The 22,508-nt window shown below is 62.2% G+C and carries 19 protein-coding genes; 10 read left to right on the forward strand and 9 right to left on the reverse strand.

The annotated features are described in order from the left end of the window. Window positions 1-138 precede the first annotated feature (138 nt). The 5 genes from NMB38_RS13300 (at window position 139) to NMB38_RS13320 (ending at window position 5,219) form a co-directional block, all read left to right on the forward strand. A complete protein-coding gene (locus NMB38_RS13300) occupies window positions 139-1,308 on the forward strand; it encodes an acetyl-CoA acetyltransferase (RefSeq protein ID WP_049695770.1) in 1,170 nt (389 codons plus the stop codon). Beyond that, entirely contained in the window at window positions 1,305-2,885 is a 1,581-nt protein-coding gene (locus NMB38_RS13305; RefSeq protein ID WP_197873737.1) for an acyl-CoA synthetase, read from the forward strand. The genes NMB38_RS13300 and NMB38_RS13305 overlap by 4 nt, the downstream gene beginning before the upstream one ends. Then, window positions 2,882-3,433, forward strand: coding sequence for a PCC domain-containing protein (locus NMB38_RS13310; RefSeq protein WP_104926325.1), 552 nt, complete (start codon window positions 2,882-2,884; stop codon window positions 3,431-3,433). The genes NMB38_RS13305 and NMB38_RS13310 overlap by 4 nt, the downstream gene beginning before the upstream one ends. Then, a complete protein-coding gene (locus NMB38_RS13315; protein WP_027916178.1) occupies window positions 3,430-3,828 on the forward strand; it encodes a PPC domain-containing DNA-binding protein in 399 nt (132 codons plus the stop codon). The genes NMB38_RS13310 and NMB38_RS13315 overlap by 4 nt, the downstream gene beginning before the upstream one ends. 65 nt (window positions 3,829-3,893) lie before the next feature. Further along, entirely contained in the window at window positions 3,894-5,219 is a 1,326-nt protein-coding gene (locus NMB38_RS13320) for an OprD family porin (protein ID WP_132578199.1), read from the forward strand. 186 nt (window positions 5,220-5,405) lie between these two features. Here the strand turns inward: NMB38_RS13320 and NMB38_RS13325 are convergent, their stop codons facing one another. The 7 genes from NMB38_RS13325 to NMB38_RS13355 all read right to left on the reverse strand — a co-directional run bounded on the left by NMB38_RS13325 (window position 5,406) and on the right by NMB38_RS13355 (window position 14,327). After that, window positions 5,406-6,353 (reverse strand): IS110 family RNA-guided transposase, encoded by a 948-nt coding sequence (locus NMB38_RS13325; protein WP_059183221.1) that lies wholly within the window; start codon window positions 6,351-6,353, stop codon window positions 5,406-5,408. Window positions 6,354-6,674: 321 nt separating this feature from the next. Next, window positions 6,675-8,066: a siroheme synthase CysG gene (gene cysG / locus NMB38_RS13330; RefSeq protein ID WP_028686533.1), complete on the reverse strand. Its 1,392-nt coding sequence runs from the start codon at window positions 8,064-8,066 to the stop codon at window positions 6,675-6,677. Beyond that, window positions 8,067-9,347 (reverse strand): serine--tRNA ligase, encoded by a 1,281-nt coding sequence (serS, locus tag NMB38_RS13335; protein ID WP_027916181.1) that lies wholly within the window; start codon window positions 9,345-9,347, stop codon window positions 8,067-8,069. Window positions 9,348-9,376: 29 nt separating this feature from the next. Then, window positions 9,377-9,751, reverse strand: coding sequence for a fluoride efflux transporter CrcB (gene crcB / locus NMB38_RS13340; RefSeq protein ID WP_027916182.1), 375 nt, complete (start codon window positions 9,749-9,751; stop codon window positions 9,377-9,379). Beyond that, on the reverse strand, window positions 9,748-11,073 hold the full coding sequence (locus tag NMB38_RS13345) for a replication-associated recombination protein A (protein WP_027916183.1): 1,326 nt from the start codon (window positions 11,071-11,073) through the stop codon (window positions 9,748-9,750). The genes crcB and NMB38_RS13345 overlap by 4 nt, the downstream gene beginning before the upstream one ends. A gap of 12 nt (window positions 11,074-11,085) precedes the next feature. Continuing rightward, a complete protein-coding gene (lolA, locus tag NMB38_RS13350; protein WP_027916184.1) occupies window positions 11,086-11,709 on the reverse strand; it encodes an outer membrane lipoprotein periplasmic chaperone LolA in 624 nt (207 codons plus the stop codon). A gap of 62 nt (window positions 11,710-11,771) precedes the next feature. Continuing rightward, window positions 11,772-14,327 (reverse strand): DNA translocase FtsK, encoded by a 2,556-nt coding sequence (locus NMB38_RS13355; RefSeq protein ID WP_178102866.1) that lies wholly within the window; start codon window positions 14,325-14,327, stop codon window positions 11,772-11,774. Window positions 14,328-14,770: 443 nt separating this feature from the next. Between NMB38_RS13355 and aat the strand changes: the two genes are divergently transcribed. From aat to infA, 3 genes are all read left to right on the forward strand, one after another. Continuing rightward, window positions 14,771-15,451, forward strand: a complete 681-nt coding sequence (gene aat, locus NMB38_RS13360; RefSeq protein ID WP_494354804.1) for a leucyl/phenylalanyl-tRNA--protein transferase — start codon at window positions 14,771-14,773, stop codon at window positions 15,449-15,451. A 56-nt stretch (window positions 15,452-15,507) separates the two neighbouring features. Next, complete coding sequence (locus NMB38_RS13365) at window positions 15,508-16,215, forward strand: arginyltransferase (RefSeq protein WP_027916187.1); 708 nt, start codon at window positions 15,508-15,510, stop codon at window positions 16,213-16,215. Between the two features lie 101 nt (window positions 16,216-16,316). Next, window positions 16,317-16,535, forward strand: coding sequence for a translation initiation factor IF-1 (infA, locus tag NMB38_RS13370; RefSeq protein WP_002553999.1), 219 nt, complete (start codon window positions 16,317-16,319; stop codon window positions 16,533-16,535). Window positions 16,536-16,621: 86 nt separating this feature from the next. Here the strand turns inward: infA and clpA are convergent, their stop codons facing one another. Together clpA and clpS are read right to left on the reverse strand one after the other, a co-directional pair. After that, window positions 16,622-18,892, reverse strand: a complete 2,271-nt coding sequence (gene clpA / locus NMB38_RS13375; RefSeq protein ID WP_023534842.1) for an ATP-dependent Clp protease ATP-binding subunit ClpA — start codon at window positions 18,890-18,892, stop codon at window positions 16,622-16,624. Between the two features lie 30 nt (window positions 18,893-18,922). Further along, window positions 18,923-19,285, reverse strand: a complete 363-nt coding sequence (gene clpS / locus NMB38_RS13380) for an ATP-dependent Clp protease adapter ClpS (RefSeq protein WP_023534830.1) — start codon at window positions 19,283-19,285, stop codon at window positions 18,923-18,925. A gap of 229 nt (window positions 19,286-19,514) precedes the next feature. Between clpS and cspD the strand changes: the two genes are divergently transcribed. Then, window positions 19,515-19,772 carry a cold shock domain-containing protein CspD gene (gene cspD, locus NMB38_RS13385; RefSeq protein ID WP_242809570.1) on the forward strand — a complete coding sequence of 86 codons (258 nt, stop codon included), beginning with the start codon at window positions 19,515-19,517 and terminating at the stop codon, window positions 19,770-19,772. 462 nt (window positions 19,773-20,234) lie between these two features. After that, on the forward strand, window positions 20,235-22,460 hold the full coding sequence (locus NMB38_RS13390; protein WP_027916189.1) for an NADP-dependent isocitrate dehydrogenase: 2,226 nt from the start codon (window positions 20,235-20,237) through the stop codon (window positions 22,458-22,460). The last annotated feature ends 48 nt before the right edge of the window (window positions 22,461-22,508 follow it).

Genomic DNA, 22,508 nt, shown 5'->3' on the forward strand with positions numbered 1-22,508 from the left:
AAGGCGACACCTGTAGCACGTGCTCGCTACCCGTCGCCACCGTCGAACGTGCCACGAATGCGCGTGGCAGAGCGCTTGCCGCAGGCCTGGCACCGTTCTTGCCCTCGACCTCGCCAACCCCGAGCGAGGATTACTCTCATGCATTCACCCCTCATCAACGGCTGGTACCACGCCCCCTTCGGCAAGTTTCCCGACATCGACCCCGAGCGCATGATGGCTGACGCGGCCCTCGGCGCCCTGAATCACGCAGGGCTCGATGCACAGCAGATCGATTCGGTACACGTCGGCCACTTCAATGCAGGTTTTCTCTACCAGGACTTCCCGTCCGCCCTGCTCGCCAATCACCTGCCAGCACTGCGTTTCACTCCGGCCGTGCGCGTGGAGAACGCCTGCTCCACCGGTTCAGCGGCGATTCACTCGGCCTTGCACGCCGTGCTGAGCGGACAATCGCGCCATGCCCTGGTAGTGGGCTTCGAGAAGATGAACAGCCTGCCCACGGCCGAGGTGGGGAAGATCCTGCTCAAGTGCTGCTACACGCCCGAAGAAGCCAACATCGAGAACGGCTTTGCCGGGGTGTTCGGCAACATCGCCAGCGCCTACTTCGATCGCTATGGTGATCAGTCCGACGCACTGGCCATGATCGCCGCCAAGAACCACGCCAACGGCGCGCTCAACCCGTATGCGCACATGCGCCGCGACGTGGGCTACGACTTCTGCCGCACACCCTCGGACAAGAACCCCTTCGTGGCGGGGCCCCTCAAGCGCAGTGATTGTTCACTGATCAGCGACGGCGCGGCCGCCCTGGTGATCAGCCGGGGCGATCAACCCACCGGGAGCGGCCAGGCCGTTCGCTTTCGCGCAGCCGTCCAGGTCAACGACTTCCTGCCATTGTCACGGCGCGACCCCACGGTATTCGAAGGCGCTGCACGTGCCTGGCAGCAGGCGCTGAGCCAGGCGCGCCTGACGCTGGACGACCTGTCCCTGGTGGAGACCCATGACTGCTTCACCATCGCCGAACTGCTCGAGTACGAGGCCATGGGCCTGGCCGAACGCGGTCAAGGCGCACGGGTAATCGCCGACGGCGTCAGCCGCAAGGACGGCAGGCTCCCGATCAACCCTTCCGGTGGCCTCAAGTCCAAGGGCCATCCCATTGGTGCGACCGGCGTCTCGATGCACGTGATGGCGGCCATGCAGCTCACCGGCCAGGCCGGCGACATGCAACTGCCGCGCGCAGACCGAGCCGGCGTATTCAACATGGGCGGGGCCGCCGTGACCAACTACGTGAGCATTCTGGAGAGCGTGCGATGAACGGAATCGACAATGTCATGAACCTGGGGGAGTTGCTGGCCCAGGTGGCTAGGCGTTTGCCTGACCTGCCAGGCTTCATTCGCGGCGATCACCAGGTGTCATGGCGCCAACTGCTGCACCGTGTTGACAGCATCGCTGCCGCGCTGCGTGCACGCGGCTTGGGCAAGGGCGACCGCTTGCTGGTGCACTCGCGCAACAACCTGCCGCTGTTCGAAAGTGCCTGGGTGGCCTTTCGCCTGGGTATGGTCTGGGTGCCCACCAATGTGCGCATCACCCCACCCGAAGCCGCCTACCTGGGCAGTTCCAGCGGCGCAGTAGCGATGCTCTACGACGAGGGTTTCGGCCATTATGTGGACGCTGTGCGACAGGCATCACCGGCACTGCAGACCGTAATTGCAATGGCGGCGCCACGCCCGGGTGAACTGGCCTACGCTGCCCTGCTCGATGAAGGCGCCCAGCTTCAGCCAGGGTTTCGCCCTGCCGAGGTGAACTATAACGACCCGCTCTGGTTCTTTTACACCTCGGGCACCACCGGGCACCCCAAGGCAGGGGTACTGACCCACGGGCAAATGGCGTTCGTGGTCAACAACCACTTGGCCGACCTGATGCCCTGCCTGAGCCAGCAGTCACGTTCGCTGGTACTGGCCCCCTTGTCCCACGGGGCCGGTATTCATGCACTGGTCAACGTAGCCCGGGGTGCTGCTTGCGTGCTCCCTGTCGGGGACCGGCTGGACTGCGACGAGGCCTGGCGCCTGGTGCAGCAGCACCGTATCGACAACCTGTTCACGGTACCGACCATCGTCAAGATGCTCACCGAAGACCCGGCCATCAGCCGTTACGATCACAGCAGCCTGCGCTACGTCATCTACGCAGGCGCCCCCATGTACCGCGCGGACCAGTGCCATGCGCTGCGCACATTGGGCAAGGTGCTGGTCCAGTATTACGGCCTTGGCGAGGTCACCGGCAACATCACGGTGCTGCCCGCCGACTGCCATGATGCCGACGATGGCCCCCAGGCCAAGGTCGGTTCCTGCGGCTACCCGCGCACCGGCATGCAGGTGGCCATTCTCGACGACAAAGGCCACGAGCTGCCCACGGGTACGGACGGCGAAATCTGCGTGCGCGGCCCGGCCGTGTTCGCCGGCTATTACGACAACCCTCAGGCCAACGCCGAATGCTTCCGCCATGGCTGGTTCCATACCGGCGATCTGGGGCATGTGGACGCGCACGGTTACCTGTTCATCACCGGGCGCGCCTCGGACATGTACATCTCCGGTGGCTCGAACGTGTATCCACGCGAAGTGGAGGAAGCGTTGCTGACCCATCCTGCCGTCAACGAAGTGGCCGTACTCGGCATGCCAGACGACAAATGGGGCGAATGCGGTTGCGCGGTGATCGTTACCACGGCCGAGGTCAGCGATGAGCAACTGCTCGCGCACCTGGAGCCGCGCCTGGCGCGCTACAAATGGCCCAAGCAGTTCGTGCGCTGGCATGAGATGCCAAAGTCTGGCTACGGCAAGATCGTCAAGAAACACATCCGCACGTTGCTCGAGACTGGCACGGAGCAACCGGCATGAGGCCCCATTTCGAATTGCGCAGCGGGGTGCGCCACTTCAAGCACGCAGGCCCGGCCCGCCTACCCCGGCTGCTCGACTGTGAAGTGGCGTGCAGCCAGGAACTGCGCGTGGAACTTGCGTCCGGCAGCCAGGTGGCCGACAGCCTGCTGGCGGTGCTTGAGCGCTGTCGCTACCAGAGCGCGGTCGGCCGCGTGCTGTGGGGCAGCGCGTGCGCCTTGGCCTACCACCGCATGGTGACCACGAGCGACAGCCAACGCCCTTACGACTATGGCAAGCCCGTGGAGCTCACAGGCCCTGTGACGTTCATCAGCGGTGCCTTGACTGTCGGCAGGGATGCCAGCGGTGCCCCGTTGCTGCATTGCCACGCCGGCATGCTCGACAGCCTTGGGCAACAGCACGGTGGGCACCTGGTATTGCAGCGGGTCGTGGTCGGTAGCGAACCCTTGGTGCTGCGGCTATGCCTGTTCGAGCACGTCGCCTACCAGGTGCAGCCTGACACCGAGACCCACTTCAACCTGCTGCACCCTGTGATCAAGGAGGCCTCATGACACCTGCCCTGTCCACGACTACCTCGCAGGTCCAGCAAGGCCGCCTCGGGCGGCTGGTGGTCGCCCGCCTCAAGCCCAACGAAGATGTGATCGACAGCGCCGAAGCCCTCTGCGCCAGCCACGGCATCGCCTGCGCCGTGGTCCGTGGCGGGCTGGGCAGCCTGATCGACGGCGAACTGCGCTACCACGGTGAGCGCGGACATCAAGCCATTCATGTACCCGGGCCCGGTATCGAGATCCTCAGCCTGAGCGGTGAGGTCATCGCCGGCCGAAGCCACCTTCAGGCAGTGCTCGCCGACGCCGATGGCAAGCTCTTTGCCGGCTGCCTGCAACGGGGCCGCAACCTGTCCTTCATCACCGTGGAGCTCACCCTGCAGGAGTGGCTGCCGGACTGATTGCCCACCCTGCAGCACCCTTTGCGCCCGCTACCTGGGCGCCTATCACCCTCAGGAAGAAAACAATGACAAGAACGCCCTACGTGCCCCTGTACCTACTCACCTTGACCACCTTGGCCGTTCCGGCTGCCAAGGCGGCCTTCATCGAGGACGGCAAAGCCAACCTGCACCTGCGCAACTACTACTTCAACAACGATTACCGCGACCGCCCCGGCCCTGCCGGCCAAAGCAAGACGGCCGAATGGGCGCAGGGTTTCATGCTCGACTACAAGTCGGGTTTCACCGACGGCACCGTGGGGTTTGGCGTTGACGCCCTCGGCTTGCTGGGCCTACGCCTGGATGGCGGTGCAGGCAATCACCGAGGCAGTTCGATGATCCCGGATGCCAGCGATGGCAGCGCGGTGGACGAATGGAGTCGCCTGGGCTTGACCGGCAAGGTCCGTTTTTCGCAGACCGAGGCACGCTACGGTACGCTGCAACCGAAACTACCGATTCTGGTGGCCAACGATGGGCGCTTGCTGCCACAGACCTTCGAAGGCGGGATCGTCACCTCCAAAGAAATCGATGGCCTGACCCTGACCGGGGGTCGCCTGGAGCACACCACCGGCCGTGGCTCGACCAACCGCTCAGGCCTGGCCGTGGCAGGCGGTACACGCGAGAGTAATGCGTTTGTGTTTGCCGGGGCTGATTACCAGCTCACCCCCGCCTTGAAGCTGCAATATTACGGCGCCCAGCTGGAGGATTACTACGTCCAGCATTTTGCGGGGCTCGTGCACACCTGGGCCCTGAGCGACAACCAGTCACTGACCACCGACCTGCGCTACTTCAAGACCGACGCCGATGGACGCAACGACTCGGCCAGCGGGCGCGCGGCGGGGTATCGCGTCACCGGCCTGGGCGACACCGCAGGCAAGATCGACAATGATACCTGGAGTGCCATGTTCACTTACGCCATTGGTGGCCACTCGGTGTTGCTTGGCCATCAGCGGGTCTCGGACAGTGGCAACTTCGTGCAGATCAACCAGGGCAATACGGGCGAAGGCGCAGCGGGCTCGAGCCTGTATCTGTTCACCGACCGGCTGGTGACCAGTTTCACCCGTGCAGGTGAACGCACCACCTTCGGCCAATACAGCTACAACTTTGCGGCATTGGGCATGCCTGGCCTGATTGCCTCGCTCACCTACCTCAAGGGCACGCACATCCGCACCACTGCCGGCGGTGATGAAAAGGAGTGGGAACGTGACATCGCCCTGGACTATGTGGTGCAGGACGGTGCGCTGAAGGGGCTGGGCTTGAGCTGGCGCAACGGCATGCTACGCAGTGGATTGCCCAGCGAGTGGGCACAGGATCAGAACCGGGTGACCGTCAGCTATACCGTGCCATTGTTCTAGGCCACGGTTGTCCGTATTCACGCAGCCTCTGTGGGAGCAACTGTCTTGCCCGATTTATTTAAAATCTAGCCCGCCCCCCCAGGGGGCGCGCTTGTCGCGCGGCCACGGGCGAAGCCCGTGCCATCCAGCGCGGTATTGGATTGATGGGCAAGCCTGCTCCTGTATGAGTTACGTCGGCTTCCTGCTCTAGGTCCGCATAGGCTGTGGCAAGACCAGATCAAGCCAAGGCTTGCCCGTCCTTAGCATGGCATTGAGCCGTACGATCAATACCCGCATACAGGCTACGAGGGCGACCTTGGCAACTTTTCCGCGTCCGCGCAGCGCCTCATAACGAGCCTTGAGTGCTGGGTTGTACTTTATCGCCACAAGGCATGACATATACAACGATCGCCTGGCCTCAAACCGCCCGCCCGAGATAGAGCGTTTGCCCACAGATTTTCCGCTGTCGTGGTTAAAAGGCGCCACCCCGACCAACGAGGCTATTTCTTTGGACTCTACACGCCCCAGTTCTGGCAGAAGTGTTATCAGCTTGCCCGCCGTTACCAGCCCAATGCCTTTGACCTGGACCAGCTGAGTAACCCGTTCATCTTTCAGGGCTTCCGTTTGCTGGCTGATCGCTTGCTCAATCAGCTTGATCTGCGACTTGAAGTGCTGAAGGTTGGCTTTCAGAAAGTCGGACACCGCGCTGAACTGCGCCTGTTTCAGGCGCCTGCGGTCGTCATCACGCTGCTGAACCAGCCGATCACGTTGCTGCAGCAATTCTCGCAACAGCGCACGCTCCGGGCTGATCCGCAGGGTGGGCTGGTCTGGAATGACCTCAGCGTAGTGGGCCAGTACTTCGGCATCGATGGCGTCGGTCTTGGCTTTGACTCCGATGGATTCTGCGAACGCTCGGGCTCGCCTGGGATTGACGCGTATGACCTTGTAGCCCGCGTCCTGCAAGAACCTCAGGATATTACGCTCATAGCCACCTGTGGCCTCCAGCAGAACACGCTTTATGCTGAGACCGCAAAGGCCATCGAGCAACGCTTCGAATCCCGCCGGATCATTGCTTACATGAAGTCTGGTGCCCTGAGGCCGTACCGCAGCATCAAGCGAAAGACTAGAAACATCGATACCCAGGTAGGAAACCATCGCCTAAATCTCCTAAACTCAACACTGTGAGAGGACTTTGGCTTGGCCCACGCTTGTGATTCGAGATCAGAGCCGCGTCCAACTGTTCGGGCTCTCGCCAAAGTGGAACGGTGAATGGCAGCTTGTGCTCCCACTCGTGCTCAAGGCACCTGCGGCCTTCAGCTTGCCATTCACCGCTCTCACTCCAGATTCTAATCTCTAATCAAGACACAAGCGGCCTTGCCGGGGCGCTCCCACAGGTGGGGGGGGGTGGACTCGATCTGCAAGCTTGCGGATGTTAGGGACAACTGCCTCGCTCATCCCCAAAGCGTCCGCAGACTGTCAACCGTGCTGTGCCCCCTCGAACCACGCCAGCTTTTCACGCAGCTGCACCACCTCACCCACGATCACCAAGGTAGGCGCATGCACTTCGTGGCGTGCGACCAGGGCGGGCAAGTCGGCCAGGGTGCCGGTGAACACACGCTGGTTGCGCGTCGTGCCTTGTTGGATCAAGGCGGCCGGGGTGCTCGCTGCCCGCCCATGGCGGATAAGTTCTTCGCAGATAGTCGGCAAGCCGACCAGGCCCATGTAGAACACCAGCGTCTGGGCAGGCGCGACCAGGTCGTCCCAAGGCAAGTTGCTGCTACCGTCCTTCAGGTGCCCAGTGACAAAGCGCACCGACTGGGCATGATCGCGGTGGGTCAGCGGGATGCCGCCGTAAGCGGCACAACCACTGGCAGCGGTGATGCCCGGCACGACTTGAAACGGGATATTGTGCTCGGCCAGCTCCTCGATCTCCTCGCCGCCACGGCCGAAAATGAACGGATCACCACCCTTCAGGCGCAGCACCCGCTTGCCCTGCTGGGCAAGGTCCACCAATAACCGGTTGATCTGGTCCTGGGGAACGGCATGCTCTGCACGACGCTTGCCCACATAAATGCGCTCGGCATCCCGACGGCACATGTCGATGATCGCAGGCGCTACCAGGCGGTCGTACAGCACCACATCGGCCTGCTGCATCAACCGTAGCGCGCGGAAGGTCAGCAAGTCCGGGTCACCCGGGCCGGCACCGACCAGGTAGACTTCGCCGCCCTGCTGCACCGGCGCGCCATCGACCATCGCCTGCAACAACCGCTCGGCCTCTGCGCCCTGCCCGGCCAGTTGCCGTTCGGCAATCGGCCCCTGAAAGACGGTCTCCCAGAAACCCCGGCGCTGGTTCACATCCGGGTACAACGACTTGACGGTGTGTCGGAAACGCGCCGCCAACCCGGCCAATTCACCGTAGGCAGCAGGAATCCAGGCTTCGAGCTTGGCCCGAATCAAGCGTGCCAGGACCGGTGCATCGCCCCCGCTGGACACGGCAATCACCAAAGGCGAGCGGTCGACAATGGCCGGGAAGATGACCGTGCACAGCGCCGGCGCATCGACCACGTTGACCGGCAAACTCAGGGCCTGGGCATCGGCCGAAACCTGGGCATTGAGCCCAGGATCGTCCGTGGCGGCGATCACCAGCCGGCAACCTGTGAGGTCCCCCGGCTGGTAACCGCGCACCAGGACCTGGCCACCGCCTTCGCGCGCCATGCTGGCCAGCTGGCCATCGATTTCCGGGGCCACCACGCGCAGCGCGGCGCCAGCATCGGCCAGCAGACGCGCCTTGCGCAATGCGATCTCGCCACCACCAACCACCAGCACCAAGGCGCCCTGCAGCTTGTGGAACAGCGGCAGGTAGTCCATTTAGCGGATCACCTCAACGCCGCCCATGTAGGGCTTGAGCACTTCGGGTACTCGGATCGAACCGTCGGCTTGCTGGTAGTTTTCCAGCACCGCGACCAGCGTGCGGCCCACGGCCAGACCGGAGCCGTTCAGGGTGTGCACCAGCTCCGGCTTTCCGGTTTCCGGGTTGCGCCAGCGCGCTTGCATGCGGCGGGCCTGGAAGTCGCCGCAGTTGGAGCACGAGCTGATCTCGCGGTATTTGTCCTGGCTGGGCACCCACACTTCCAGGTCAAACGTCTTGACGGCGCTAAAGCCCATGTCACCGGTGCACAGGGCCAACACACGGTACGGCAGCTCGAGCAGTTGCAGCACACGCTCGGCATTGGCCGTCAGGCCTTCGAGCGCTTCCATCGACTTGCCGGGCTCCACCACCTGCACCATCTCGACCTTGTCGAACTGGTGCTGGCGGATCATGCCGCGGGTGTCTCGGCCCGAGGCACCGGCTTCACTGCGGAAGCACGGTGTGTGCGCCACGAACTTGAGCGGCAGTTGCTTGGCGTCGAGAATTTCCCCAGCCACCAGGTTGGTCAGCGACACCTCGGCGGTCGGGATCAGGTAGAAGTCCGCCTCGCCTTCGCGGGTGATCTTGAACAGGTCTTCCTCGAACTTGGGCAGCTGGCCGGTGCCCTGAAGGGCTGGCGCCTGCACCAGATACGGGGTGTAGTGCTCCTCGTAGCCGTGCTCACCGGTGTGCAGGTTGATCATGAACTGCGCCAGTGCGCGGTGCAGGCGTGCAATCGGGCCGCGCAGCACGGCAAAACGCGCGCCAGACAGCTTGGCCGCCGCCTCGAAGTCCAGACCACCGCTGATTTCGCCCAGGGCGACGTGGTCCTTGATTTCAAAATCGAACGCCTTGGGGGTGCCCCAGCGACGCACTTCGACGTTCTCGTCTTCGCTGGCACCGACCGGCACACTGGCATCGGGCAGGTTGGGGATGGTCAGCACGATGCTGTCCAGCTCTGCCTGGATACCGTCGAGCTCGGTTTTGCCGGCGGCCAGCTCATTGGCCATGCGTTCCACATCCGCCATCAGCGGTGCAATGTCTTCGCCCTTGGCTTTGGCCTGGCCGATGGATTTGGAACGGGCATTACGCTCGGCCTGCAGTTGCTCGGTACGGGTCTGTACCGCCTTGCGGCGCTCTTCCAGTGATTCGATGCGCGCGACATCCAGGCTAAAGCCACGGGAGGCCAGGCGATCCGCCACTTCCTGAAGTTGGCCGCGTAACAGTTTGGAATCGAGCATATCGTTCTCTCGTTATGTGTAGGTGTTGGTCAGAATCGAGTGAGGGACAATCCCGCCCAGGTCGCGAGCAGCCCGCCCACGACGCTGATGGCCGAATAACCCAACGCCAGAGGCACCTGCCCGCTTTCCAGCAAGCGTACGGTGTCCAGCGAAAATGAGGAAAACGTGGTCAGGCCGCCCAGAAAACCCACGATCAAACCCGCCCGCAACTCGGCCGGGACCATGGGTTTGTGCAGGAACAGGCCGTACAGCAGGCCGATCAACAAGCAGCCCACCAAGTTGACGGCAAGCGTACCTATATAGAAGTGTCGCGGCCAGTGGGCGACGACCCAATTGCCTGCGGCAAAGCGCAACAGGGTACCGGCGATACCACCGGCACTGACGGCGGCGATCAGCGTAATCATGGTTTTCTCCGCTGTCGCGGACTGCTGCGATCAAGCTCGGCCAGGTGCCGGAGCTTTTCGCCAATCTTGAGCTCGAGCCCGCGCGGCACCGGTTGGTAATACTGGCGCGGCTCCAGCGCCTCCGGAAAGTAGTCTTCACCGGCTGCGTAGGCATCCGGTTCGTCGTGGGCATAGCGGTACTCATCGCCGTAACCCAGCTGCTTCATGAGCTTGGTCGGCGCGTTGCGCAAGTGCAGCGGCACCTCCAGCGAACCGTGCTCCGCCGCTTCGCGCAGGGCGGTCTTGAAGCCCATGTAAACGGCATTGCTCTTCGGAGCGCAAGCGATGTAGGTAATGGCCTGTGCCACTGCCAGTTCACCTTCGGGGCTGCCCAGCCGCTCCTGCACGTCCCATGCTGCCAGGCACAGGCTCAAGGCGCGGGGGTCGGCGTTGCCGATGTCCTCACTGGCCATGCGCACGACCCGGCGCGCAATGTAGAGGGGGTCGCAGCCGCCATCGAGCATGCGTGCAAACCAGTAGAGCGCCGCGTCAGGGTCCGAACCCCGCACGGATTTATGCAGCGCTGATATCTGGTCATAGAACGCCTCCCCGCCCTTGTCGAACCGGCGACGGCTGTCTCCAAGCAGGCTTTGCAGCAGATCAACGTCGATTTCACTGCCGTCTTCGGCCAGGTCAGCGGCATTTTCCAGGAAATTGAGCATGCGTCGCCCGTCACCATCGGCGGCGGCCCTCAGCATGTCGAAGGCCTTGTCGCCAACGCGCAGGTTGCGTTTGCCAAGCCCCCGCTCCTCGGTCAGGGCGCGGTCCACCAGCTTGCGCAGCGCGGGCTCGTCCAGGCTCTTGAGCACGTAGACACGCGCCCGTGACAACAGCGCGTTGTTCAATTCAAAAGACGGGTTTTCGGTGGTAGCACCGATGAACAGCAAGGTGCCGTCTTCCACGAAGGGCAGGAAGGCATCCTGCTGAGACTTGTTGAACCGGTGCACTTCGTCGACGAACAGGATGGTACGGCGCCCGTACTGGCCGGCCTGCTGCTTGGCCACTTCCACCGCCTGGCGGATTTCCTTCACGCCGGCCAGTACCGCCGACACCGTTTCGAAATGCGCGTCGCAAAATTGCGCCAGCAGCCGCGCCAGGGTCGTCTTACCAACCCCCGGCGGGCCCCAGAAGATCATGGAGTGCAGCGCACCCTGCTCCAGTGCTTCACGCAGCGGTTTACCGCGGGCAAGCAGGTGCTCCTGGCCGACATACTCGTCCAGGTTGGACGGGCGCAGACGGGCGGCCAGGGGCTGGGCGACAGGTTCGCTTCTAAACAGGTCCATGACTGGCTCTGGTTACTCCTTGATGACGTCCGCACCTTTGGGGATGTCGAACTTGAAGGTGCTGTCCGCTACCGTCTGGTTGGCCTTGACCCCATTGAACAGGATGTTGGTGCGCTGGCCAACGCTGTCGATCAGCTGCATGTCATTGATCAGGCCCTTGCGGAACGATACACGCAGCGAGTCGAACAGCGTGTCCTTGGTCTTGGGCTTGAGGGTAAAGTCCATCACATCGCCCTGCTCACGGGAGACGATATCGAAGCTTTGGCTGATCTTCGACACATCACCGGAAAGCAGCAGCGCCGGCGTCTGGTTCAGACGCACGTCGAGTTTCTTGACGGTGGCCTGCTCAAGGTCAGGGTCCCACAGGGTGACGTTCTTACCGTCCGATACCACCACCTGCTCCTGGGGCGCATTGGTGTGCCAGTAGAACAGGCCTGGGCGCTTGACCGTCATCTTGCCGGTGGTTTCCTGCAGGCTGGTGCCGCCTGCATCCAGGGTCAGCTGGGAGAAATTGGCTTCGATGGTCTGCGACTTTTCCAGCAACTGGGTCAGGCGCTGGACATCCTGCTCGCCGGCGAACGCCGAGACCGGGCCCAGGGCAAGGGCCGAAACCAACAGCATGCGAATAGCGCGCATGGGAATCCTCATTAAGCGTTGAAGGGGGCCGGACACCACCGTTGGCGCCCGGCAGGGTGATATCAATCGCGCGGGCCGCCCGGGGCGATCACTTCCCGCGAGCCGTTGCTGTTCATCGGAGTCACCACGCCAGCCATTTCCATGGCTTCGATCATGCGGGCCGCCCGGTTGTAGCCGATCTTTAGCTTGCGTTGTACGGCCGAAATGGACGCGCGGCGGCTCTCGAGCACGAACTGTACGGCTTCGTCGTACAGCGCATCGCTTTCGGAATCGTCGCCATCGCCACCGCCACTGCTACCTTCAAAGCCGCTGCCGGCTTCTTCGACACCGTTGAGGATGTCGTCGTTGTAGTCAGGGGCACCGCGCTGTTTCCACGCCTCGACCACCCGGTGCACTTCGTCATCGGACACGAATGCGCCATGGACCCGAATCGGCAGGCTGGTGCCAGGCGGCATGTACAGCATGTCACCGTGGCCCAGCAGTTGCTCGGCACCGCCCTGGTCGATGATGGTACGCGAGTCGATCTTGCTCGACACCTGGAACGCCATGCGCGTCGGGATGTTGGCCTTGATCAGACCGGTGATCACATCCACCGACGGTCGCTGGGTCGCCAGGATCAAGTGAATACCGGCAGCCCGCGCCTTCTGCGCGATGCGCGCGATCAGTTCCTCGACCTTCTTGCCGACGATCATCATCATGTCGGCGAATTCGTCCACCACTACCACGATGGTCGGCAGCGTCTTCAGGGCAGGCGGCTCATCCTCCATGCTTTCGCGGCGATACAGCGGGTCGTGAATGATTTCGCCGGCTTCCTGGGCATCCTTGACCTTGCGGTTGAAGCCCGCCAGGTTGCGCACGCCCATGGCGGCCATCAATTTGTAGCGCCGCTCCATTTCCGCCACGCTCCAGCGCAGGGCATTGGCCGCGTCCTTCATGTCGGTGACCACGGGGCACAACAAGTGTGGGATGCCTTCGTAGATCGACAGCTCGAGCATTTTCGGGTCGATCATGATCAGGCGCGCATCTTCGGGGCTGGATTTGAACAGGATCGACAGAATCATCGCGTTCACGCCCACCGACTTACCCGAGCCGGTCGTACCCGCCACCAGCAAGTGCGGCATCTTTGCAAGGTCGGTGATGACCGGCTTGCCGCCGATATCGTGGCCCAGGGCCAGGGTGACCGGCGACTTCTGTTCGTCGTATTGCGGGGTGGCGAGCACTTCGGAGAAACGCACCATCTGGCGGTTTTCGTTGGGAATCTCGATACCCACAGTGGTCTTGCCCGGAATCACCTCGACCACCCGCACGCTGGTCACGGCCAGCGAACGCGCCAGGTCCTTGGCAAGGTTGGCGATACGGCTCACTTTGACACCGGCAGCCGGCTGGATTTCGTACCGGGTGATCACAGGCCCTGGGTGAATGGAATCCACCGCCACTTCGACACCAAACTCCTTGAGCTTGATTTCCAGCAATTGACCAACGCCCGCCAGGGACTCGGGGGAATACTCGATTTTTTTCTGTTCAGCCGGGTCCAGGATGGAAATCGGCGGCAAGGTGCCTTCCACTGCGCTGTCGATGAATTGCGGCGCCGGGGTTTCTCTGGCAATGCGCTTGACTGGCTCAGGCGCCTTGGCGGCCGACGGTGGCACGATATTGGAGATCAGGGCCGGGGCGGCTACAGGCGCAGGCGCCGAAGGCCGCGCCGCTGCCGGTTCGCGTGTGATCACAGGTTCACGCTGCACCCCTGGGTCACGCGCAACCGGTTCACGCGCGACCGAGTCGCGCATCGTCACAGGCTCACCGCCCAGGGTCGGCTCGCGAGGCTCGGGCTGAGCAGACGCAGGCTCGCGCTTGAACAAGCGCTCGCGCAGAGCAGGCTTGGCCGGCTCACGTGGTTCGGGCGCCACAGGCTTGGCCTTGACGACGGGCTCATCCTCGCGCAGCTGCGCTTCCAGGCGCTTGCGTTCGTTACGCGCCTCCCACCAACGCGAGGCCGCGCCCTGCACCAGTTCCAGCAGATCCAGCGTGATCTTGCCGGTCATGTCCATGACCTTGAACCACGACAGGTCGGTGAACACCGTCAGCCCGAACAGGAACAGGGCGATGAACATCAGGGTGCTGCCCTGCACGTTCAGGAAGTTGCGAGCCAGATCGCCCAGGCTTTCGCCCAGGGCGCCGCCGGCCGAGAACGGGATGCTTGCCGGCGGATGAAAGTGGATATGGGCCAGCGCAGCCCCGGACAGCACCAGGAATATCAGGCCTATCAATCGCCAGGAGAACAACCAGCCGCTCCAGTCCCAGGGCTGGTGGCGCTGACGGAAAATCTGCCAGGTCTTGATCGCCAGCAGCAATGGGAAGATGTAGGCGAAGTAGCCCAGCACCATGAACAGGATATCGGCGAAATAGGCACCGGCTCGCCCGGCGGCATTCTGCACCTGGTCGACGGTGGCGGTGTGGCTGAAGGCCGGGTCCGAGGTGTCGTAGGTCAGCAGCGCCATCCACAGGTACAGGCACAGGGCGCCGACAGCGATCAGCGCACCCTCCTTAAGGCGATAGTGCAGCTGCTGCCGCCACAGGGGCACGGGCAAGGGAGCTGGGGTTGCGGTGGATTTCTTCAAAACGCGTCTATTCCTGCGCATGGTGCGCGTCCAATAGTGATCGGCCAGGGCCGAAGCCAACGGATCACTACTTTTAACATTACTGCCCGCCAGCCGCCATGGCGGCACGCCGTCTGGGGATCTGGCCGGGGGCGACTTTCCAATAGCTGCAATTTGAGCACGCATTGTCTTCTGTGACAAAGGCTTATGCTGTGTTTTTGCACAGGTGTGACAGCAAATGTGGCTGATGGTGCCGGCCGTAGCTGCAATGTATCCGAAATTGCCTGAATGGCTGCGGGACACTGCCTACACCGGCCCTGCCCAGGCCCGCCATTCAGCGGAAGCAACCCGATTGCTTGTGGAGTGGGCGACCACGTATCGCCCACCTGCGGCCGTGAAGCGATTGACCCCATTTCCCCATCGCGCCATGCTGGCCACTCCCCTCCCCTACCGCATGACCGACCATGTTGACCTGGCTGAAACGCGATTCCTTGACCTTCCCTGCGCTGGACCGCGCCCTGCAAGAGCCCAACGGCCTACTCGCCGCAGGCGGCGACCTGACGCCCAAACGGCTTGTTCAGGCTTACCGCCATGGCTGCTTCCCGTGGTACCAGGATGGCCAGCCGATCCTGTGGTGGTCGCCCGACCCGCGCACCGTGCTGGTGCCTGCCCGATTGCACGTGTCGCGCTCCTTGGCCAAGTGGATGCGCCAAGGCCGCTACCAGGTCAGCTTCGACACCGACTTCGCCGCGGTGATCGCAGCCTGCGCGGCGCCGCGCGATTATACAAACGGCACCTGGATCACCGACCCCATGCGCATGGCCTACTGCGAACTGCACGCGCGCGGCATTGCCCATTCGGTCGAAGTTCGTCAGGACGGTGAACTGGTCGGCGGCCTGTATGGCCTGGCCATGGGGCAGCTGTTTTTCGGGGAATCCATGTTCAGTCGCGCGGACAATGCCTCGAAGGTGGGCTTCGTGACGTTGGTCCGACACCTGGAAGCAGCCGGCTTCGTGCTGATCGACTGCCAGATGCCGACCGATCACCTGCAAAGCCTGGGTGCTCACGCCATCAGTCGCCGCGAATTCGCAGGCTACCTGGCCCGCCACCTCGATCAGCCCAACACCGCCACATGGGTTTGCTAGGCGCGTTTTTCACACCTGGCTTACACTTAGGCAAAGTCTCACCGAAGGGGTTGATCATGACAGAGCTGGCGCGGTTGAAGTTTTATGCCACTCAACCCCACTCCTGCAGTTACCTCCCCGACGAGCAGGCCACCACGTTGTTCCTGGACCCCAGCCAGCCCATGGACGTGAACGTGTACGCCGACCTGTCGGAGATGGGGTTTCGCCGCAGTGGCGATCACCTTTATCGCCCTCATTGCCAGAACTGCAATGCATGCGTGCCTGCGCGCATACCGCCGGCACGGTTTGTGCCCAGCCGGCAGCAGCGCCGGATTCTCAAGCGCAACGCCGATGTGACGGTGACGGCTGCACGCCCTGCCTTCAAGGAAGAGTATTTCGACCTGTACCGGCGCTACATCGAGGCACGTCATGCCGATGGAGACATGTATCCACCCAGCCGTGATCAGTTCTCCACGTTTCTGGTGCGCCAATTGCCGTTCTGCTGGTTCTACGAATTTCGCGCCAGCGGGCGACTGCTGGCAGTCGCCGTCTGCGACTTGCTGCCCAATGGCCTGTCTGCCGTGTACACCTTCTACGAGCCTGATGAGGAGCGCCGCAGCCTGGGCAGGTTTGCCATCCTCTGGCAGATCGGCGAGGCGTTGCGGCTCGATCTGGACGGCGTGTATCTTGGCTACTGGATCAAGAACTGCAAGAAAATGAACTACAAGACGCAGTATCGGCCTATCGAGTTGTTGATAAACCAGCGTTGGGTTGCCCTCAACTGAAAGCATTGGCTTGACACACAGTTTTCGGGCATAATCCACGCCACTTTTTTGCCCGGTGCGGTTATGCGTCGGGCCAACACTGGATCCGAGGGCTCTACTGCATGTCGAAAGAAGACAGCTTCGAAATGGAAGGCACTGTCGTCGACACCCTGCCCAACACCATGTTCCGCGTGGAGTTGGAAAACGGGCACGTCGTAACCGCGCACATCTCTGGAAAGATGCGCAAGAACTACATCCGTATTCTCACTGGCGACAAGGTTCGCGTCGAGCTGACGCCGTATGACCTGAGCAAGGGCCGCATCACGTACCGTGCGCGCTAAGCTCCAGCCATGAAAAAGCCCGGCATCTGCCGGGCTTTTTTGTGCCTGCCTGGGTCAGGAAGGGGCCGCATTGCGGCCCCCGAGGCTTACGCCACTTCGGCAGTGGTCTCGTAGTCGAAGACCAGTTCGCCATCGCGCAGGTCCACGTGCACCACCCCGCCGTGCTCGGCCAATTCGCCGAACAAAATCTCCTCGGCCAGAGGCCGCTTGATCTTGTCCTGAATCAGTCGACCCATCGGCCGCGCACCCATCTGCACGTCGTAGCCCGACACCGCCAGCCAGCCACGTGCCGCGTCGCTGACCTCCAGAAGCACACGCTTGTCCTCAAGTTGCGCCTGCAGTTCGATGAGGAACTTGTCGACGATACTCTTGATGGTCTCGGTGCTCAGACGGCCGAACTGGATGATGGTATCCAGGCGGTTGCGGAACTCCGGCGTGAAGCTCTTGCGGATAACTTCCATGGCATCGGACGCATGGTCCTGGTGGGTAAAGCCGATGGACGCTCGCGCAGCGGTTTCAGCGCCCGCGTTGGTGGTCATGATCAGGATCACGTTGCGGAAGTCGGCCTTGCGCCCGTTGTTATCGGTCAAGGTCCCGTGGTCCATGACCTGCAGCAGCAGGTTGAAGACTTCCGGGTGGGCCTTCTCGATCTCATCGAGCAGCAACACGCAGTGCGGCTGCTTGGTGATGGCTTCGGTCAACAGACCGCCCTGGTCGAACCCGACGTAGCCAGGCGGCGCGCCGATCAGGCGCGACACGGTGTGACGCTCCATGTATTCGGACATGTCGAAACGCACCAACTCGACACCCAGCGCCTTGGCCAACTGACGCGCTGCCTCGGTCTTGCCCACGCCGGTCGGGCCGGCGAACAGGAACGAACCGACAGGCTTGTCAGGCGACTTGAGCCCTGCGCGCGACAGCTTGATGGCGGTCGCCAGCGAGTCGATGGCCGCATCCTGACCGAACACGGTCAGCTTCAGATCCCGCTCCAGGTTACGCAACAGCTCCTTGTCGGAACTGCTGACATGCTTGGGTGGAATACGGGCGATCTTGGCGACGATGTCCTCGACCTGAGGCACGTCGATTCGCTTAACGCGATTGGCCTCAGGCTGCAGGCGCTGGTAGGCGCCGGCTTCGTCGATGACGTCGATGGCCTTGTCGGGCATGTGCCGGTCATTGATGTAGCGCGAGGCCAGCTCCGCCGCTGCACGCAATGCCTCGTCGCTGTACTCGATGTTGTGATGGCTTTCGAAGCGCCCTTTGAGGCCGCGCAGGATACCGACGGTGTCCTCCACGGAAGGCTCGCTCACATCGACCTTCTGGAAGCGCCGCGCCAGCGCCCGGTCCTTCTCGAAGATGCCACGAAATTCCTGGAACGTCGTGGAACCGATGCAGCGGATTTCGCCCGACGACAACAATGGCTTGAGCAGGTTGGAGGCGTCCATGACACCGCCAGACGCTGCGCCGGCACCAATGATGGTATGGATTTCGTCGATGAACAGGATGGCCTGTGGCCGCTTGCGCAGTTCACCGAGCAGCGCCTTGAAGCGCTTCTCGAAGTCGCCGCGGTATTTGGTACCGGCCAGCAAAGCACCCAGGTCGAGTGAATAGACCACGCTCTGGGCCAGCAGATCGGGCACCTGACCGTCGACGATGCGCTTGGCCAAACCTTCGGCAATGGCTGTTTTACCCACGCCGGCCTCACCTACCAGCAGGGGATTGTTCTTGCGGCGACGGGCGAGGATCTGTGCCACGCGCTCGACTTCCTGCTCGCGCCCAACCAACGGGTCGATACGCCCGGCGCGGGCCAACTCGTTGAGGTTGCTGGCGTAGGCGTCCAATGGATTGCTCGAAGAGGTGGTTTCACCGCCCTCATCGTCCGGCATTTCCTGGTCACTGTCTGAATGCGGCCCATGGCCGGGCACCTTGGAGATGCCGTGGGCAATGTAATTGACCACATCGATGCGGGCCACGCTCTGCTGCTTGAGCAGGAACACAGCCTGGCTTTCCTGTTCGCTGAAGATCGCCACCAGCACATTGGCACCGGTAACCTCGCGCTTGCCGGAGCTCTGGACATGGAACACGGCACGCTGCAGCACACGCTGGAAGCCCAGGGTCGGCTGAGTCTCGCGGTCTTCGTCGCTGACGGGAATCAAAGGGGTCGTAGAATCGATGAACTCTTGCAGATCATGCTTGAGCTTGTCGAGATTGGCGCCACAGGCGCGCAGAACGGTCGCGGCAGCCTCATTGTCAAGGAGAGCCAGCAGCAGATGCTCGACCGTCATGAACTCATGACGCTTCGAACGGGCCTCCTTGAAGGCAAGATTGAGGGTGACTTCGAGCTCGCGGTTTAACATAGCTTCACCTCATACCCAAGTGGTCGGCGATTAACCGTCCTTCTCGATTTCACAGAGTAGCGGATGCTGGCTTTCCCTGGCGTATTGGTTGACCTGCATGGCCTTCGTTTCGGCGATGTCGCGGGTAAACAATCCGCATACTGCCCGCCCCTCGGTATGGACGGTCAGCATGATCTTGGTCGCCAGCTCGCGGTTCAGATTGAAGAACGTTTCGAGCACTTCGACGACGAAATCCATCGGCGTGTAGTCATCGTTGAACAAAACCACCTTGTACATAGGTGGCGCCTGCAGGATCGGCTTGGCTTCCTGAACCGCCAGACCAGCGCCATCGTCCTCGTTGGATTGAGGGCGATCCTGATTGAATGTTAGTCGAATCTGGCTGTGTGCATGCATGGAAAGAATTTCATCACATCGACAGGATAAGGTTATGGGTTGACCCTGCAGCAAGCGATACGGCCTGGCCGCTGCATGACCTTGACTATCGGCAAAACGGTGTTACAACCAATAGGAACACACCGTGGTCAATAAAGATCCGCGCAACCAGCCCGATTTTTTCGAAGGCTCATTGGCGGATGATGTGGATGATACTCCAGTGATGGAGTCCTTGCAGAGGGACCTAGGGATGGCAAACGGTAAAGTCAAGTGGTTCAACAACGCCAAAGGGTATGGGTTCGTGGTCGAGGATGGCAAGAGCGAAGACCTCTTCGCCCACTTTTCCGCTATCCAGATGGACGGCTACAAGACCCTCAAGGCGGGACAGGCAGTTCATTTCGATATCATTCAAGGCCCCAAAGGCCTGCACGCTGTCAATATCCGCACCCAAGAGGCTGCCCAGGCGCTGCTACCTGACTCGACACTGGCCGCCACTGTGAGTGCGTGACGCCGGTACGTCCATCCTTGAAGGATCGCACGCGTGTCGACCACCAGCGTGCGGCCTATCTGTACGCATGAAGTTACAACTCTGTTATCAAGACTTCCCTCCGCTTCTGCACGACCCGCGAGGCTGCCGCATGCGACAACCGGTCACATTGTCGCTACGTCTTTGGTCTTATAAATGGGCCGATATCACTCAGTCTTGATGATTAGGCTGATTGGTTTGATATACTGCCCCGCGACCGCAGGGTCACCGGGGCGATCCCTAGGAAAATGCGGACCGTCCCAGGCCATCTCAGGCCACTAAGCCCGGGTTGTTACCGCAGCTCGGCACTTGACGCTCGACTGATGCATCCACCATCACAGCTCGCAGCCTCTCGACTTTCCGCCCATGGCGCTGCCAGGGCGGTGTGCCTACCCGGTGCACCACGAGACTCGAGCACGCTCAGCACACAGAGAGTTAGCCCGCATGCCCACCCGTTCCAAGATCATCTATACCTTCACCGACGAAGCTCCGGCCCTCGCCACCTACTCGCTGCTGCCGATCATCGAAGCCTTCACCGCTTGCGCTGACATTGCCGTCGAAACCCGCGACATCTCCCTGGCAGGCCGTATCCTTGCAGCCTTCCCGGAGCAACTCGGCGCAGAAAAACAGGTAGGCGATCACCTGGCGGAACTGGGCCAACTGGCCACCACCCCTGAAGCCAACATCATCAAGCTGCCGAACATCAGCGCCTCGGTACCGCAGCTCAAGGCCGCGATCAAGGAGCTGCAAGGCAAGGGCTTCAACATCCCGGACTACGCCGACGAACCGGCCACCGCCGAGGAAAAGGAATCGCGCGCCCGCTACGACCGCATCAAGGGTTCGGCCGTGAACCCGGTCCTGCGCGAAGGCAACTCCGACCGCCGCGCACCGCTGTCGGTCAAGAACTACGCACGCAAGCACCCTCACAAGATGGGCGCCTGGGCGGCCGACTCCAAGTCGCACGTGGCTCACATGAGCCAGGGCGACTTCTACGGCAGCGAGAAGGCTGCACTGATCGAGGCTGACGACAGCCTGCGCATCGAGCTGGTCGGCGCCGACGGCACCACCACCGTCCTGAAAGAGAAAACCGCCGTCAAGGCAGCTGAAATCATCGACTGCGCCACCATGAGCCGCAAGGCCCTCAAGGCCTTCGTCGCCGAGCAGATTGCCGACGCCAAGGCATCGGGCGTGCTGATGTCGGTGCACCTCAAAGCGACCATGATGAAGGTTTCCGACCCGATCATGTTCGGCGTCATCGTCGAAGAATTCTATAACGATGTACTAGCCAAGCACGCGGCCGCCCTGGCCGAAGTCGGCTTCAATGCCAACAACGGCATCGGCGACCTGTACGCCCGCATCAAGGACCTGCCCGCCGAGAAGCAAGCCGAAATCGAAGCGGACATCCAGGCCTTGTACGCCGAGCGCCCTGCCCTGGCGATGGTCAACTCAGATAAAGGCATCACCAACCTGCACGTGCCGAGCGATGTGATCGTCGATGCCTCGATGCCGGCCATGATTCGTGATTCGGGCAAGATGTGGAACAGCGCCGGCGAGCTGCAGGACGCCAAGGCGATCATCCCGGACCGCTGCTACGCTGGCATCTACCAGGCCACCATCGAAGACTGCAAGGCCAATGGCGCCTTCGACCCGACCACCATGGGCAGCGTGCCGAACGTTGGCCTGATGGCGCAGAAAGCCGAGGAATACGGCTCCCACGACAAGACTTTCCAGATCAAGACCGATGGCGTCGTGCGCGTTGTCGACACCAAGGGCAACCTGGTGCTGGAACAGAAGGTCGAAGCAGGTGACATCTTCCGCATGTGCCAGGTCAAGGATGCACCCATCCAGGACTGGGTCAAGCTGGCCGTCAACCGCGCCCGCCTGAGCGATACCCCGGCCGTGTTCTGGCTGGACCCGGCTCGCGCCCACGACAGCGCCATGATCGAGAAGGTGCAGACCTACCTCAAGGACCACGACACGTCCGGCCTCGATATCCGCATCATGTCCCCGGTCGAGGCCATCAAGTTCTCCCTGGCTCGCATCCGCGAAGGCAAGGACACCATCTCGGTGACCGGCAACGTGCTGCGCGACTACCTCACCGACCTGTTCCCGATCATGGAACTGGGCACCAGCGCCAAGATGCTGTCGATCGTGCCGCTGATGAATGGCGGTGGCCTGTTCGAAACCGGCGCTGGCGGCTCGGCCCCCAAGCACGTGCAGCAGTTGGTAGAAGAGAACTTCCTGCGCTGGGACTCGCTGGGTGAATTCCTGGCCCTGGCCGCTTCCCTGGAGCACTTGGGCAACACCTACGAGAACCCACGCGCCAAGGTGCTGGCCCAGACGCTGGACCAGGCAACCGGCAAGTTCCTGGACACCAACAAGTCGCCTTCGCGCAAGGTCGGCGGCATCGACAACCGCGGCAGCCATTTCTACCTGACCCTGTATTGGGCACAAGCACTGGCCGCCCAGGACGACGATGCAGCCCTGAAAGCTCGCTTTGCCCCTCTGGCCAAGGCTTTGAGCGACAACGAAGAAAAAATCGTTGCCGAACTCAACGCTGTTCAAGGCAAGCCAGTGGACATTGGTGGCTACTATGCCCCTGACGCCGACCTGACGGCCAAGGTCATGCGCCCAAGCCAGACCCTGAACAGCGCCATCGCCGCCCTGTAAGGCTCGCTTGACGTAACCCACGAACCCCGGCCACGCACCGGGGTTCGT

The sequence above is a fragment of the Pseudomonas sp. FBCC-B35 genome (assembly GCF_059133755.1).